Here is a 16,451-nt window from a genome sequence, read left to right on the forward strand (position 1 = left end):
AAAAGGTTGTGTTTAACTTCTTGCAATGAAGGAAATTAATGAAGAGATACTACAACAGGAGGTTACCTAACATGAAAATTAATGTGAAGGTCGGCATGCTCTTTCTTTTTGCTGCCCTAATTTTAGGCGCGTGCGGGAATGCGAGCGAGAATGCGGATGATCCGAAGCGGGAAGACGCAGATATCATTTATAAAGACGAGAAGGAAGGCGGCACGTTAGAAACGGGAGACGGGTACGGCTTCAATAAATTCGATTTGGAGATAGAGGTCGATGGACGGGATACGATCGACGCGGAATATGAAGTGGACAGGAATCATAAGGCCAAGTATGTGAATGAGTTAGCAGGCATCAATTTGGAAGGTGCTGAAGCTTTCAATAAATTGGACGAGATGTTCACGAAAATTATGTTGGAGTCGAAAACGTCGCAGCAAGATGTCATTGATGGCATCATGGAATGGTTCGGACTTGATACGTATACGAAATTCGAATTGGAAATCAATTATGACGACGGAACGAAAGTGGATATTGAAGATCGAAAGTGATAATAAAAGCACAAAAGACAGGCAAGGAAGACTTCCCCGCCTGTCTTTTTTCTGCTTAAATCTTTGAATCCTTCAACATCGTATAATAAACGCCTTGTTTCTCAATCAATTCTTCTTGACTGCCGTACTCGATGAGCTTCCCTTGCCCCATGACGTAGACCATGTCTGCTTTTCGCACCGTATTCAGTCTGTGAGCAATGACGAAACTCGTCCTTCCTTCCATTAAGCGGTCAAGCGCTTCTTGGATTTCAAGCTCGGTGACGGTGTCGATGCTGCTTGTCGCCTCATCGAGCAACAGCAATACCGGGTCTGCGACGAGCGCCCTTGCGATGGAAAGCAATTGCTTCTGCCCTTGTGAAATTTCACCGCCATCTGCTGTCAGGACAGTGTTGTAGCCGTCTTCGAGCCGCATGATGAAACTATGGGCATTCGCCTTTTTGGCAGCCTCGATCACTTCTTCGTCCGTAGCGTCAAGCTTGCCGTAACGAATGTTTTCCATGACAGTTGCCTCGAACAGGAACGGATCTTGGAGAACGAAAGCTGTTTGACTGCGCAATGTTTGGCGCGGCAGTTCCTTGATCGGAATTCCGTCAATAAGGATTTGACCTTCATTCGTCTCATAGAAACGGGCGAGAAGTTGCATGATCGTCGTCTTCCCTGCTCCGGTCGCTCCAACGAAAGCGGCAGTCTCGCCAGGCTTCACGTGGAAGGAAATATCCTCGACCGTATAACCGTCCGTTTCAACTGAATAACCGAATGATACATTTCTAAACTCGACGTCCCCAGCTAGCACGGTATCTTTATGCTCGGTCGCATCGTCCTGCTCGATCGGCTCATTCATAATTTTGAATACGCGCTCTGCCCCCGCAATCGCGGAGAGCACCGTATTGAATTGGTTGGATAGATCATTGAGCGGCCGCGTAAATTGACGAGCATACTCGGAGAAGATGACGATCGTACCGATTGTGACGATGCCATCCCCTTTTAGTGCAAGCAATCCACCGACACCCGCCACGATGGCGAAAGCAGCGTTGTTCAACATGTTCATCACTTTTGGAATGAATCCCGAATACGTCAACGCCCAAAATCCCGTCCGGCGCAACCGATCGCTTTTTTCCGCGAATTCCTCCATGACACGTTCTTCTTGTGAAAATGCCTTAATGATCCGCTGGCCAGAAATCGTTTCTTCAATCATCCCGTTCAATTGTCCGACCGCCTGCTGCTGCTCCTTGAACAGCAGACCCGTCCGGCGGGTGATCCACCGAATCGCGATGAACATGACAGGAACGATGATCATCGTCAACAATGTCAAAATTGGGCTCAAATAGAGCATGACCGCAAGCGTTCCCGACAATGTCAAAATACTTGAGAACACTTGAATGAATGACGAATTGAGCGTCTGGCTGACGTTCTCGATATCATTCGTTAAACGGCTCATCAATTCGCCATGCTGTCTTCTGTCAAAAAACGTGACGGGCAGCTTTTGGAGATGTGAGAACAGACCCGTACGCAGCTTGAAAATCGTCTGTTGGGCAATGCCGACCATCCAAAAGCTTTGGAAATAAAGGGCAATGGACAACCCCGCGTAAATCGCGATCAACAGGCCAATCTTGCTCCCCAAACCATCAAACTCCATCGGAATGATATGCGTATCGATGATTTTACCGATCATGAAAGGCCCGAGTAATGCAAGCGCAGAGCTGACGAGTACGAGAGAGAGCACCAGAATGAGCAGTCCCCGTTGTTCATCGACGAGCTTCCAAATTCTGAGCAAAACCGATTTCCAATCATTCGCCCGTTCCACTTTTTTTCTGCCGGGACCTTTAATATCTTCTTTTTTGATGATCGGTTCATATCCGAACGGTTTACGAATTGTTCGCAACACTTGCGACCACCTCCTCTTCCGATTGGGATTCGGCTATTTTCCTATACAATGCCGATTGCTTCATAAGGTCCGCATGTTTGCCATATCCGACGACTTTCCCTTCATCCAATAGAAGGATTTTGTCTGCACCTTTAGCCGTCTGCACTTTTTGCGTAACGACGAGCATTGTCGCCGCTTCCCCTTTCAGCGCTTCCCATAACGCATTTTCCGTTTTGACGTCCAACGCGCTCGTACTGTCATCGAGAATGAGGATGGAAGGCTTCCGAACGAGTGCCCGCGCGATAGATAATCGCTGCTTTTGCCCACCTGACAAATTGACCCCTTTTTGGCCGACCCGCGTTCCATACTTCTGCGGGAATAAATCAATTGATTCATGGATTTGCGCCTTCATGGCTGCTTCAATTAATTCATCAGGCTCCGCATCACTATCCCCCCATGAGAGGTTTTCGAGAATCGAACCCGTGAAAAGAATCGATTGCTGCGGGACGAGCCCGATTGTGTCACGCAAGTCCTTTAACGCCCATTCCTTCACTTCGATTCCGCCAACGAAGATTTTTCCTTCGGTCGATTCGAACATACGCGGTATGAGATTCAGAAGGGTTGATTTACCCGAACCAGTAGCCCCCATAATGGCAAGCTTCTCTCCTGGCGCTACATGGAAGGAGACATTATCTAAAATCGGCTCCGGCTTCCCTTGATAATGGAAAGAGACGTTTTCGAAACGAAGATCCCCTTCCAAGCTGCTGATACCCGAACTTTCCGTATTATGATCTTCCAGATCCTCGTCAGCTAGCAGCACTTCCTCCATCCGTTCGGAAGATGCTTTCGCCCTTGACAATGCGCTGATGATAAATGCAAACATCGAAAATGCACCCGTCATCCGCATCGCATAGTTGACGATTGCAACAAGTTCCCCGACTTGCGCATCGCCGCTGCGAATTTCAACAGCACCGAACCAAAGGACTGCCATCAAACTTACGTTCATGATGAATAGAAGAATAGGCAGGATGAGCTCCATCATGCGCATCGCTTTGACCGTGTCCTTCCGGAGTGCACTAGCGACTTTCGAGAACCTGCTTGCCTCATACATGCCGCGCAAATACGCTTTGATCAGCCGTACCGCTTGCAAGTTTTCTTGAATGACACGATTCACCCGGTCGAGTCTACGCTGCACAGTAGAAAAGTAGCCAACCCCTTTGCGGGCCATTATAAAAAGGAAAATTAATAAAACAGGTGCTCCGATTACTAAATATAACGCCAGCTTCACATTGACGAGAAATGCCATGACTAAGCTACCGATGACGAGCAACGGAGCCCGCATCATGATGCGCAGCGACATAAACAGGACGTTTTGCGCCATCGTCACGTCACTCGTCAACCGGGTGATCAGCCCCGCTGTCGGAAATCGTAAAAAGGTTGCCATGGAGAAGGATTGCACTTGACGGAATAGCGCCTGGCGCAAGTCAAACGCAAAACTTTGCGCTGCATGCGCTGCGAAAAAGGAGTTGATCGCACCTGAAAGGAACGCGATCATCGCCAGCGCCATCATGACGCCTCCCCACGTCCAAACGACGCTCACATCTTCTGCCAATATGCCGTCATCGATAATTTTAGCTATCAATAATGGCTGAATCAGCTCGACCGCCAGTTCCGTCAACATGAGGAACAAAGCGATGAGGATCGGCCATTTGTATGGCTTTGCGTACGAAAAAACTGTTTTCATCTTAGAGGACCCCCAAAAACTCTTTCGTATTACGAATTATTTTTATTGTCACCATTATGACACATCTAGTGCTTTCTGTATAGAGCGGATATTTGAGTAATCCGGAATTTCAGACATTAAAGAATAAAAAAACGGAAACCTCTTAAGGATTCCGGTAATGTGTAGACAAAGTCAATTTTAGGGGAAAACACGATAAATAGAATATCCTCAGCCTGATTGAAAACGCTTGTCAGCCTAGGCGCGAAGTGGAGCGAAGACGCGAATAGAACTAAAGTTCATGAGCGGACGAGCGACACGAGCAACAACGGATGCGAGCGTTTGTCAACAAGCTGACGGGATCCACTTTAGGATTCCGGTAGTACACCTTCTTCTTTTTTCACCTTGCTTCCCGCAATGGAAAGGCCAGTGACGCCGATGAGCATGATTGCACCTCCGACCAATTGCCAGGAGCCTAATACGCTGCCGAACCAAATGACAGAGATGATCAAAGCCGTTAGCGGTTCGAAGCTTGAGAGGATGCTCGTTTCGACAGGTGTTATATATTTCATGCTGCCGAGGAAGAGGACGAAAGCGACGGTTCCGACGACAATGATGAGGAGGAGCATGAGAGACACGTTCACATCGGCAAGTGTGCCGATTTCATTGCTGAATTTCAGTATGTTGACGGCAAGGAGTGCGAGTCCCCCGATGAGCATCCCCCACCCGACGACGAGGAGAACCCCCCATTCATTCATAAGCCGGACAGGGTAAAGCGTATAAAACGAGAACGTGAACCCAACGGCGAGTCCGAAAAGCAGCGCCTCCTTCGTTAACGCGAAGCCGGAAAGCGTGCCATTCGTCAGAAGTAGAAAGAGGCCTACCATCGTGACGGCCATTCCTAGTACTTGAGCTATCGGCGGATACGCTTTTTGGCGTAGGGAAACGAAAATAATAATGTAAATCGGCGCCAGGAATTGGAACAGTGTTGCAATAACCGCATTGCTCGTCTGAATGGCACCGACGAACGTATATTGGACGCCAAGCATCCCGATGACGCCGAAAATGCACATTTGACGCAGCCATGTTTTGTTACGAAGCGGGCGCGAGATGTGCACGCCTTTCATTTTCAAGACAGAGAGGATCGCCATCCCTGCGAGCAATAGACGGATGATGAGCATGAAGGAGATCGACATGCCACTCGTATCCAACGTCCACTCCATCATCGGACCTGACGCGCCCCACAACATCGCACCTGCTATGATCATTACAATTCCTTTTACTCTTTCCATCTCACTCCACCCTCCTCTATCTATCTAGCTAAATCACAAATGTAAGTATTCAGTCAAAAAGTATGTACTGTATATTTATTAAACTTCCTATATAATAAAATACATATGACATCCGAAAGGGGACAACAAAATGAAATCGGCAAACCAATTAAATAGAACCGAACTGCCAACTGTAATGGACAGTCTCGTTGAGTTCTTAATGGTGACCCGTACGGATGGTGAAGGCTTGATCACTTACACGAATCATAACTTCTTAGCTTCAAGCAATTGGACACCAAAACGTATTCTCGGAAAATCGTTCTGGCAAATGTTTTCTGAGGATGAACATAACCAAGCGCAAGCCCACGCCATATGGAATCGTGTTTCGAACGGGAAATCCTGGTTCGGCAAAGTCGAAAAAATGACTCGGCACGGCGAGCCCTACTTCGTCCAAATGATGGCCATTCCGACGATGGATGCGAACGGCACGCTTGAATCGAGCACTTTTTTAGAACTTGACGTTACCGAAGAGGTCAAATTGAAGGAGAAGCTCCAGCAAATTGCCTTCATCGACTTTGAAACCGGACTGATGAGTCGTCACAAATTGGAGACCCTCGTCAATGACTATATCGAAGAAGGAAGACATTTTTCATTCGTCTACATAGCAATTGATCACTATTATACATTGAAAGATCTGCAATCGTATGATTCGGAATCGGTTTTGATTCAGGAATTTACGAACAGGCTGAAACGGTATTTTCAAGGGGATGCAATCGCAAGGGTCGGCGTGAGTCAATTCGTCGTGCTGACGTCTTTCGGGGATTGGTTCGTCCAAGGGTTCCTTCAATTTTTGAAAGAGCAGCCAATCTATGTCGAAAACCATTCGTTGCCGCTTTCGGTCAGCGGTGGCATCGTCCGCTTCCCAGAGGATCAGCAGACCTATTCGCATTTGTATAAAGCCGCATTGACCGCGACGAAATCTATTATCGAGTTAGGCGGAGGACGTATTTCATCATTGTCCGCCGAGTCCCATAAAGACTTGAACCGCCGTTCCTTAATTGACAAAAAGATGCTGACAGCGCTGGATCATCGTAATTTGCAAGTCGTCTACCAACCGCAATTGGATATCGCGACGGGAAAAGTACTTGTATATGAAGCGCTTGTCCGTTGGGAGGACGAGGAAATCGGTCCAATCCAGCCCGATGAGCTGATACCCATTGCAGAGGAAAACGGTTTGATTCATGCAATCGGTGCCTTTGTGATCGAGGAAGCTGCTACACTTGCGATGAAGCTGATGACCGATAAACCGGACGTGCGCATTTCCGTCAATACATCGGTGCGGGAGTTCGGTGACTCTTCACAAATGAAGGAGAAACTGACAAGCATTCTGGAAAGGACGAAATGTCCGCCACACAAGATCGAATTTGAAATTACGGAGAAATTCGCATTCCAAGCTGAACAGGAGCAGGCAATCGTCAATCAAATGAAAGTACTTGAGGATGAAGGCATCCAATTCATCCTGGATGATTTTGGAACGGGCTATGCCTCCTTCCGGTACATGCAGCAATTGCCGATCTCCAAAGTGAAAATCGACAAAGTGTTCATCAATTCCTTGCTCACGATGCCTAAAACGAGACAACTCGTTGAAGGGATGATTCTCTTCGGCAAGTCGATGGGCCAGTACATCATTGCAGAAGGTGTCGAAACAGAGGAGCAATTCGAGGCATTGAAAGAGATGGGCATCGATGCCGTCCAAGGCTATTATATCGGAGGTCCTGTAAACGGGGATGAGATTACATAAGGAACGGAGCCATGAAAGCGTGGCTCCGTTTTTTGATGGAACAAAAATAGAGGGAGCACTCACGCTCCCTCATCTCCCCCATCATTTCATCTTCAACGTGCTGATTTTTTCAAATGAGTCAAGGTCATAGCTGTTAATTTCCTTCATGGATAAGGTGAACACACTTTCGCCGCTGTACAAGAGCCGCTGGATCTGTTTCTCCCAGTCTTCGTACTGTTCCCCAGATGCTTTCTTCTGTACCAAATCGCCTTTCAGTACGATTCCGCGGTCCGGTGTGATTTCGTAGACAAGTGCTCCAGTTCCTTTAAAGTCCACTTCGAAATCTTTGCCCGCTTCATCATAAATGCTGACCGGAAAGCCGAAGAGATTTCTCTGTTTATGCTGGAACAGCGCTTTGTGATCGTATTGGAGAGCCGAATACGTTCCTTGCCCGCCAATAATTTCAGTGAATTTCTCCTTCGGGTTATGAAAATCAGACACGTCGAACAGAGAGAGTTTCATCCCTTTTGTTATGATGAACGGCTCGCCGCCATACGGATTTTTCCTCGCCACGGTTTCATAACCGAATCCGATGAGATGATGTTCATCCAATGGGTGCAAATAATTCGAGAAGCCCGGTATTTTTAACTCGCCTAACACTTTCGGCTTCGTCGGATCCGCAACATCGATGACGAAAAGCGGATCGGTCTCTCTAAACGTCACCATATACGCTTTATCCCCCATGAAACGAGCCGAATAGATGCGCTCGCCTTTCGCAAGGTCTTTAACCGAACCGGTAATGTCCATGTTTTCATCCAAAACGTAAAGATGGTTTTTAGAAGGGTTTCTGTCGTCCCATCGATTCCCTTCCGTCATGGCAACCCGGAAGTTACCTTTATATTCATCCATCGAAAACTGATTCAAAATTGTCCCGTTCAACTCTGCAGAACGATGAAATTCGATAGCCGTGCCGTCCAACTTGAATTTGAAGATCTCGGTATTCGCTGTGCCAGGATTCCAAATCATGATTTCAGCGCCACGTGAATTCGTGCTCGTCTTGTATTTCATTGCTGTCAAATACAAATGGTCTTTCGTCATGTACATGTGATCGCTGCTACCGAGAAACCCTTTCGTTTCGAATTTCGCTGTTTTCGGAGCCGTCAAGTCGATGGCTGCAATGACAGAATACGAAGGATCCGTGGCACCAGGCAAAATGGAGATATCCTCGAATTCCATGAATTTCTTTTCCTCTTCATTTGAATCAAAGATGCGCGGACGCAGGACATCTCCGTCGATTTCGTCCATCGCCCAAAAATACGGGAACACATTTGTCACGAGATAAAGCATGCCGTCTGTCTTCCTTGCACTCTTCAAATAGCCTTCCACACCAATTTCGCGGAGGAGCACCGGTTTTTCCGGCTTCTCGATATTGTACATCCGGACAGTCATCAGGCCGTTCATCGGCATTATTTTCGCCTTTGTATCCGAATCATCCGGATAGTGCTCCATTTTATTCCCAAGAACAATTAACAACTCGTCATGTAAGAACAGCTGTAACGGATAATAGTCGTCTTCAGGTTTAATTTCAGCAGCGACTTTCATCTTTTGAGGATTCCGGATATCGATGATTTTTACGGTAGTCCCGGCGAAAACGGAGTATACATAATCGCCGTCAGTTTTCACCATATCCGACTCATCGACCCCTTCGACCTGAATATTAGTCGATGAGTGGTTGCCTCCGCCGGTTCCACCCGAGGATGCCGAACTATCCATGGACGCCTTTTCCGTAGATTCTTCTTCAACCTCACTCACCGCTGCGCTCTGCATATCTTTTGCTCTTTGAAAATACACTTTCAAATCATCTGCTGAGCTGATCGATTCGATGGAATCATAGATAATGAAATTGACTTGTTTCCGCTTGAGCGACTTGAATTGGCTATTCACCGCTTTTTGATCCATCCGTAATGTGTAATCACCCGGTTGAAGCCCTTCCACTTGTAATGTATGCCCCTCATCCGTCAACTCCAGTTTTGCCTCTACCTTATCGCCATTCTGATTGGTCACATACACATAACCTGCCGAAATGGCTTCCTTCGTCAAAGGCTCCGAGAAATGCGCCTTCCATCCAGTTTCACTAAGCGCTGTCCCTGCCGCGATAACATTCACCTTCTCCATGAACATTGCGATGCCCGTAATGACTACGACCATGATCATAGCCATGCCAATCCATATGATCGGTTTTCTCAATTTCATCACCTTTCCTCTTCAACCTATTTACTTAGTAGACTTCTCGTATACAATTACGTTTCACTTTTCGGAAATATATTTTTGTCCTGCATACTATATAAAAGAAAACGCTTAATAGGGGGTTTTATTAGTGGAGAGAGTCGATGGATTGGAAAGGATTATGAAAATCTTTAATTTGACAACAACAGACATATTAAATAAGTCGTGGGAATTAATGTACGCTCCAAAATCAGTTGACCCGGAAACACTCCTATCGTTTGCTGATGACCTAATAAATGAAATTACTCGACTATTGGACTCGGGATATTTCACGGGAGAAAGAGAAAAAGAATTGATTGAAGCAAGAAGAGTCGCCATCATGGCAAAAAGATCATTGAAACAACGAGTTTAGTTAGCCCATTGTCAGCCTGTTGCCAAACGCTCGTATCCGTTTGCTTCTCATCAAAATGGGTATCTATTCCATAAATATATTGGAAGGGATTGAATCGGTATGGACCCTGCAACTACAGTCGATACACCAAAGCCGAAACGTAACTTAAAGCCGATTTGGATTGCCCTAGCCTTTGCCGTCATGATTGTAATTGTCTTGCTCCCCACCCCCGACGACTTGCCTGTCATGGGACAGCGAGCATTGGCCATTTTGGCATTTGCGGTCATCCTCTGGGTGACGGAAGCGGTATCCTACCCCGTCAGTGCCGCCATGATCATTGGACTTGTCGCTTTGCTGATTGGATTTGCGCCCGACATGGCCAACCCCGATACGTTGGTCGGCACAAAAGGCGCACTTAAAATGGCGCTTGGGGGCTTTTCGAACTCCGCCGTGGCGCTTGTTGCGGCAGCTTTGTTCCTGGCGGCCGCGATGCAAGCGACCAATTTGCATAAACGGGTCGCGCTTTATATTTTGTCAAAAGTCGGTGTGAAGACGGGGGCTATCGTATTTGGTGCCATTCTTGTCTCTATCATTCTCGCCTTTTTCGTCCCAAGTGCAACTGCCCGCGCAGGTGCAGTCGTCCCAATTCTGTTAGGCATGGTAGCGGCATTCGGTCTCCAGCCAAATAGCCGGCTCGGCGCATTACTGGTCATCACCGCCGTGCAGTCCGTCTCCATCTGGAATGTCGGAATCAAAACCGGAGCCGCGCAGAATATGGTGGCATTAGGATTTATGGAAGAAGAATTCGGGGTTTCCGTCGCATGGAGTTCATGGTTCCTGTATGCAGCACCATGGTCCATCATCATGTCGTTCGTCCTGTATTTCGTTATGATCAAATTAATTAAACCGGAAACGCATGTCGTTGAAGGCGGAAAGGAATTAATCGAAGGCCAGTTAAAAGAACTCGGTCCGATGAAACCATCGGAGATCCGTCTCATCGTCGTTTCACTCGCGCTTCTATTTCTGTGGGCGACAGAAGAGAAGCTGCATCCGCTAGACACGACTACAGTGACGCTTGTCGCCATTGCCATCCTGTTATTACCGAAGATTGGTGTATTCGATTGGAAAACGGTGGAACGCCTCATCCCTTGGGGCACAATTATCGTTTTTGCAGTAGGTATTGCGCTCGGCACGATCCTGCTGGATACGAACGGTGCCCAGTGGCTATCCAACAAAGTGTTTGGGGCGATGGGACTCGAAAATATGCCGTTACTTGCGACGATCGCTTTGCTGTCAGCTTTCAACATTCTCATTCATCTCGGGTTTGCAAGCGCGACCAGCTTGTCGTCAGCGCTCATCCCGATTTTCATCGCCTTGACGACAACGATCGCTATTGATGCAAACAGCGTCGGCTTCGTGCTGATCCAGCAATTCGTCATCAGCTTCGGCTTCCTTCTCCCGGTCAGCGCACCGCAAAACATGCTCGCTTACGGGACGGGTGCATTTACAGTAAAGGACTTCCTGAAGTCAGGCATTCCACTTACTGTTATCGGATATTTGCTGATTCTCTTGTTCAGTGTGACGTATTGGAAGTGGATTGGATTGTTGTGAGGTGTGTGAATGGACTAAACGTTTGAACGCCCGTGATGTTCTCGTTCTTCAAAGTTCTCGTTAAAAATGCCGGGAGATTAGACTCTCCCGGTTTTTTTATTCTCCTAACACTTCAATACATGTCACGATTGCCCGTTTTAATTCCTCATGTGACCAGCTAGGCACACGACCGTGCTCGACGGCAAGCTCATGGGAAGCCGGGATGTGAATAAATCCTGCAGGCATGTCGGGACGCTGTTCATTCACGAAATGAAGAACGCGGTACATGACATGGTTGCACAAATAAGCGCCTGCCGTATTGGAAATTTCGGCAGGCATTCCAGCTTGTTTCAACGCATCGACCATTTTTCGGATCGGCATATTCGTAAAATAGCCGTCTGCACCTCTCTCGATAATCCGTTCATCTACAGGGGCATGACCACTATTGTCCTTAGCACCGTCGTTCACATTGATGGCAATCCGTTCAGGAGTTATCTTGAAGCGACCGCCTGACAAACCGAGCGACAGCACAGCATCCGGTTTGACTTGTTCTATATGCTCAATGATATGGTCTCCTGAGACGCTGAAATCGACCGGAAGCACTTCACTATGTATCCGATAACCACCTATTTCCATTCCGTGCAATTCATCGACAATTTTCTGCGTTGGATTGACTGGATAATTTAAAAATGGCTCAAAGCCGGTTAACAGCAATGTTTTCATACTTTTCTCCCCTTTCACTCTCCATATTATAACGGATTGCATTCGATTACACGGTTTTATTCACTAACGTTTATCCCCCTCCATTCAGGGAATACCCGAAATACATATGTTTTCGAAGGAGGAATTCATAAATGACTAAAGATAAATATGAAAAAGTAGACGAACAAGTGACACCCCAGACGCAGGATCAGCAGCCTGGAGTGGAAAAAGAGATGAATCCACTCCCGATCTACGACGACGAAAACTATAAAGGCTCCGGCAAATTGAAAGGGAAAAATGCATTGATTACCGGTGGAGACAGTGGAATCGGGCGGGCTGTCGCAGTCGCTTATGCGAAGGAGGGCGCCAATGTGGCAATCGCCTATCTAGACGAGGCGGAAGACGTTGATGCGAATAAAACAATAGAACTTATCGAACACTACGGCGGGAAAGCGAAGAAATTTCGCGTCGATATTAGCGAAGAGGAAAATTGCGAGAAGTTGGTCGAAGATGTCATCCAAGAATTCGGCAGCTTGAATATCCTCGTTAACAATGCCGGAAAGCAGTTTCCGCAAGACGATATATCCAAAATCTCAAGCGACCAGCTTCGTGAAACGTTCGACACTAACTTCTTCGGCTTGTTTTATTTATCGAAGGCGGCACTTGCACATATGAAGGAAGGCGATTGTATTATCAACACTTCCTCCGTCACAGCATATAACGGGTCACCTGGACTGATCGACTATTCGGCAACGAAAGGCGCCATTACGAGCTTCACCCGCTCTATCGCCTTGAACTTGGCTGAAAAAGGAATCCGCGTCAACGCAGTCGCACCTGGACCGATATGGACGCCGTTGATTCCTGCGACATTCGACGCGCAAAAAGTCGAACAGCACGGATCGGACACGCCAGTGAAACGTCGAGGGCAGCCGGCAGAAAATGCGCCCGCCTTCGTTTTCCTTGCTTCCACCGATTCGAGCTATATGACCGGGCAGACGATACATGTCGATGGCGGCGGGTATGTAGGATCTTGACTTCGAACCATCTACTTTGAGCACGAAGCCGCCGACTTTGAACGCGACACTCAACCCAGCTCAATATGAAAAAGCGATTTGCAGAAAACCTTCTGCAAATCGCTTTTTATTATAGTTTCACGATGACTTCCGTTCCATCTTTCGCCTTGACGTTCACTAGTCCAAGTCCTTTATGATTCTTCAACTCAGCTACAATGCCCCTAAGCTCTTTCTTATCTATTGGCGGCATTAAAAATGCTTTTTCCTTATCTTCGGATTGCTCCGTTATCCATTTGTTAATGAGTCTTTGAATGCGTTCAGAAGACATAACTATAATTCCAATCGTTAGTATTACGTACGGGACTGGGATGAATAATCTGACCTTATCCGCCTTTACCTTGACCTTCAACATTATTCGATAAACACGGAGACTGTATCGCCGTCTGCTGATTTAATGTCGACGATTTGTCCGTCCAATTCATTTTCGATCGCTTCGATAAGTATGTCAATATCAAGATCTTTCACGTATTTCTCAGATTGAGGAATGTTCCCCGCAATGTTATAACCCGCCTTCAGCATGACTTTGATGAGCTTAATTGGCAAATTAACGGAAACATTATCGTTATCGGCCGACACGACTCGGATTTTTAATGTCTTATCCGCATATGCAGTAGGCTTAGCTGTTGGACGACTCTCGGAATCCCTGTTATTCAATACAGCGATAAGTTCTGATGCTTTCTCAGCATCAACTTTCCCTTCTTGCACCATCGTTAACACCTTTTCAATTTCTGTTTTCAACATGAACTCCCCCTATTCAATCTTTTAGAAGCTTAATGGCTTCCTCTGCCGTGATTTCCCCTTTTTCCAGCATTGCGACTACTTTCCTCTCATCCACCTCGTTCTTCTTTTTTATTTCTAATCCGAGTGAACTGACAACTTCGTTCAACTTGCCTCGGACAGTCGGATACGATATGCCAAGCTCCTTCTCAACCTCTTTAATATTCCCCCTGCACGCCAAAAACACTTCGACAAAATGGAGTTGCTCTCCTGACAGCGATGCCAATTTGGACAGTTCAAATTCATTCTCGATAGATGTATGGCATCGGTTGCAATGTAGCTTCGTGACTTTCAACGTTTCGTCGCAGACAGGGCAATGACTGATAACAGGATATGCCATAATTATCTGAATTCCCCTTTCATTTGAATTCATCATATCCCATCATTTTCAAAATAGCAAGCATAAACTTAATTATATTAACTGCATAATTAATAATCTTAATCCGCAGCTAAAATATATTCATTATTTTTAATTCGCTCATAAAAAACAGGTGAAGGGCTGATTTCGTATCCCTTCACCTGTTGTAAGTAAACATTTTATTTGTCATTCATTTTCAATCAACCATTGCTCGTAATAGGCATCCAATTCTTTCTGCAACGAACTCATTTTCTCTTTCACTGATTCGTAGTCGATCCATTCAGTTTCATTGGATAACTTCTTTTCCAAGTGCTCAATTTCGAGTTCTAACTTGGCGATTTCTTCTTCCACATTTGTTTCCTTCGTCTGCTTTTGCCTTTTGTCGACCGTCTTTTTCTTAGGCGGTTCTACAACTTGTGTATGCTGTTGCAGTTCGTTCCATTTCTGCCTCGCCCAGTCGAAAGGCCCTTCAAACATCGTCATACTCCCATTTTCCAGCCATGCTGTGCGGGTAAATAACTTATTCAAGAAATACCGGTCATGCGAAACGGCGAGGAGCGTTCCGGGGAAGTCTTCCAAGGCGTCTTCTAGCACTTCGCGTGATTCAATGTCCAGATGGTTTGTCGGTTCGTCCAGTACGAGGAAGTTCACGTCCTGATGCATCAATTGCGCAAGCCGCAACCGTGTTCGTTCCCCCCCGCTCAAATCACCGATCCGCTTGAATACATCCGGACCGTAAAACATGAACTTCGCTAAAATATGCCTCGCTTCGCCTTCCTCTACACCAACTTCTTTTCGGAACACATCTATAAGACGGGCTTTCGGATCTACAATCGTAAAATGCTGCGAGAGGAAGCCGATTTTTACGTTGCTCCCCAATTTGCAGACTCCATCGTCAATAGTAAATTCCCCGAGGAGCATTTTCAGAATGGTCGATTTTCCACTTCCATTCCTTCCGACAATCGCTGCTCGGTCTTTCCAATAGACTTGCAGATTCGCGCCCTGCAATAATTTATTTGAACCAAAGGATTTTACTGCGTCTTTCATAATAACGACTTCCTTACCGCTTCTCGGCGCCGCCTCAAAAGACAATGCCATTTTCCGAGGATCGATCAACGGCCTCCGCAGCTTCTCCATCCGTTCCAACGCCCGCTCCATATTCCTCGCTTGCCGATGCAATCCCGCATTCGGCGGATTCGCTTCATTCGCCCATATCCTAAGCCGCTTGATCGCTTCTTTCATTTTCTTGATTTTCTTTTGCTGTTCCTCATAGTCCTGGAATTCCCGCAGGAGACGCTCTTCTTTTTCCTTCACAAAATAACTGTAATTGCCGTGGTACAGATTCAGCTCTCCATCTTCCAGATCCGCAATCTTTGTCACGACATTATCAAGGAAATAGCGGTCATGTGAAATGATGACGACTGTTCCCGTGTAGTCCGCCAAATATGCCTCAAGCCATTCCACTGCGAATAAATCCAAATGGTTCGTCGGTTCATCCAATAGCAGCAAGTCCGGGCGTGTGAGCAGGAGCTTTCCTAACATGATTTTTGTCTGTTCTCCGCCGCTCATCTGCCCAAATTCCTGCTCGACGAACGGCCTCAGTTGAAGTCCGTTGATGATTTTTTCAATTTCCGAATCCATGGCGTATCCGTCACGCCGGACAAATTCATCCTGCAATTGGCCGTATTTATGAAGTAGACGATCCATGTCCACCGTGTTCGGATTCGACAATTCCATTTCCAGTTCGGACAATTGTCGTTGAATGGCTTTAAGTTGCTCAAACGCACTATAGAGTACATCGTAACCTGTCATTGGCTGTTCGAATGAAGGGATTTGCGATAAATAACCGATTTTAGTTCCCTTTTTGAAATGGATGCGTCCAACATCCGGTTGTTCAACCGCCGCAATGAGTTTGAATAACGTCGTCTTCCCGCTACCGTTCCGTCCGACGACGCCTAGCTTATCCCCTGTTTTGATTTCTAATGAAAGATCTTCAAAAATGGTGTTGCCACCTAACATTTTGCTTACTTGTTGTATTGTACAAATCATAATTTTCCGCTTCCTCTCACTCTGTTTTTCACAGCCGAGAGCGCACAAAAAAAGACTGCGTTTAAGCAGTCTTCCCCCAAAAAAAGTGTAAGGAATGATGTGCTAAAC

At 46.6% G+C, this 16,451-nt stretch carries 14 protein-coding genes; 5 read left to right on the forward strand and 9 right to left on the reverse strand.

What is annotated here, in order from left to right:
- Positions 1-71: 71 nt before the first annotated feature.
- Positions 72-542: a YusW family protein gene (locus MHZ92_RS05455; protein ID WP_239430571.1), complete on the forward strand. Its 471-nt coding sequence runs from the start codon at positions 72-74 to the stop codon at positions 540-542.
- A 55-nt stretch (positions 543-597) separates the two neighbouring features.
- On the opposite strand, the gene MHZ92_RS05460 is transcribed toward MHZ92_RS05455, so the two are convergent.
- The 3 genes from MHZ92_RS05460 to MHZ92_RS05470 all read right to left on the reverse strand — a co-directional run bounded on the left by MHZ92_RS05460 (position 598) and on the right by MHZ92_RS05470 (position 5,418).
- Positions 598-2,427, reverse strand: coding sequence for an ABC transporter ATP-binding protein (locus MHZ92_RS05460; protein WP_441347709.1), 1,830 nt, complete (start codon positions 2,425-2,427; stop codon positions 598-600).
- Positions 2,408-4,150, reverse strand: coding sequence for an ABC transporter ATP-binding protein (locus MHZ92_RS05465; RefSeq protein ID WP_239430572.1), 1,743 nt, complete (start codon positions 4,148-4,150; stop codon positions 2,408-2,410). Before MHZ92_RS05465 ends, MHZ92_RS05460 begins: the two co-directional genes overlap by 20 nt.
- Positions 4,151-4,494: 344 nt before the next feature.
- On the reverse strand, positions 4,495-5,418 hold the full coding sequence (locus MHZ92_RS05470) for a DMT family transporter (protein WP_239430573.1): 924 nt from the start codon (positions 5,416-5,418) through the stop codon (positions 4,495-4,497).
- Between the two features lie 130 nt (positions 5,419-5,548).
- On the opposite strand from MHZ92_RS05470, the gene MHZ92_RS05475 reads away from it, so the two are divergent.
- Positions 5,549-7,198 carry a sensor domain-containing protein gene (locus MHZ92_RS05475; protein ID WP_239430574.1) on the forward strand — a complete coding sequence of 550 codons (1,650 nt, stop codon included), beginning with the start codon at positions 5,549-5,551 and terminating at the stop codon, positions 7,196-7,198.
- A gap of 81 nt (positions 7,199-7,279) precedes the next feature.
- On the opposite strand, the gene MHZ92_RS05480 is transcribed toward MHZ92_RS05475, so the two are convergent.
- Positions 7,280-9,430, reverse strand: a complete 2,151-nt coding sequence (locus MHZ92_RS05480) for a beta-propeller domain-containing protein (RefSeq protein WP_239430575.1) — start codon at positions 9,428-9,430, stop codon at positions 7,280-7,282.
- A 124-nt stretch (positions 9,431-9,554) separates the two neighbouring features.
- Between MHZ92_RS05480 and MHZ92_RS05485 the strand changes: the two genes are divergently transcribed.
- Positions 9,555-9,815 (forward strand): hypothetical protein, encoded by a 261-nt coding sequence (locus MHZ92_RS05485; RefSeq protein WP_239430576.1) that lies wholly within the window; start codon positions 9,555-9,557, stop codon positions 9,813-9,815.
- Positions 9,816-9,914: 99 nt separating this feature from the next.
- Positions 9,915-11,405 carry a DASS family sodium-coupled anion symporter gene (locus MHZ92_RS05490; protein ID WP_239430577.1) on the forward strand — a complete coding sequence of 497 codons (1,491 nt, stop codon included), beginning with the start codon at positions 9,915-9,917 and terminating at the stop codon, positions 11,403-11,405.
- A gap of 96 nt (positions 11,406-11,501) precedes the next feature.
- Here the strand turns inward: MHZ92_RS05490 and MHZ92_RS05495 are convergent, their stop codons facing one another.
- The gene (locus tag MHZ92_RS05495; protein WP_239430578.1) at positions 11,502-12,107 is read right to left on the reverse strand and encodes a pyroglutamyl-peptidase I; all 606 of its coding nucleotides are present in this window, start codon (positions 12,105-12,107) and stop codon (positions 11,502-11,504) included.
- Between the two features lie 131 nt (positions 12,108-12,238).
- Here MHZ92_RS05495 and MHZ92_RS05500 point away from each other — a divergent pair, with 131 nt between their 5' ends.
- Entirely contained in the window at positions 12,239-13,120 is an 882-nt protein-coding gene (locus tag MHZ92_RS05500) for an SDR family oxidoreductase (protein WP_239430579.1), read from the forward strand.
- A gap of 109 nt (positions 13,121-13,229) precedes the next feature.
- Here the strand turns inward: MHZ92_RS05500 and MHZ92_RS05505 are convergent, their stop codons facing one another.
- The 4 genes from MHZ92_RS05505 to abc-f form a co-directional block, all read right to left on the reverse strand.
- Entirely contained in the window at positions 13,230-13,511 is a 282-nt protein-coding gene (locus MHZ92_RS05505) for a hypothetical protein (protein ID WP_239430580.1), read from the reverse strand.
- A complete protein-coding gene (locus MHZ92_RS05510; protein WP_239430581.1) occupies positions 13,511-13,897 on the reverse strand; it encodes an SHOCT-like domain-containing protein in 387 nt (128 codons plus the stop codon). The genes MHZ92_RS05505 and MHZ92_RS05510 overlap by 1 nt, the downstream gene beginning before the upstream one ends.
- A 16-nt stretch (positions 13,898-13,913) precedes the next feature.
- On the reverse strand, positions 13,914-14,276 hold the full coding sequence (locus MHZ92_RS05515) for a DUF2089 domain-containing protein (RefSeq protein ID WP_239430582.1): 363 nt from the start codon (positions 14,274-14,276) through the stop codon (positions 13,914-13,916).
- Positions 14,277-14,480: 204 nt separating this feature from the next.
- The gene (abc-f, locus tag MHZ92_RS05520) at positions 14,481-16,343 is read right to left on the reverse strand and encodes a ribosomal protection-like ABC-F family protein (RefSeq protein WP_239430583.1); all 1,863 of its coding nucleotides are present in this window, start codon (positions 16,341-16,343) and stop codon (positions 14,481-14,483) included.
- Positions 16,344-16,451: the final 108 nt, after the last annotated feature.

It is taken from the genome of Sporosarcina sp. ACRSL, from assembly GCF_022346605.1.
Taxonomy (GTDB): Bacteria; Bacillota; Bacilli; order Bacillales_A; family Planococcaceae; genus Sporosarcina.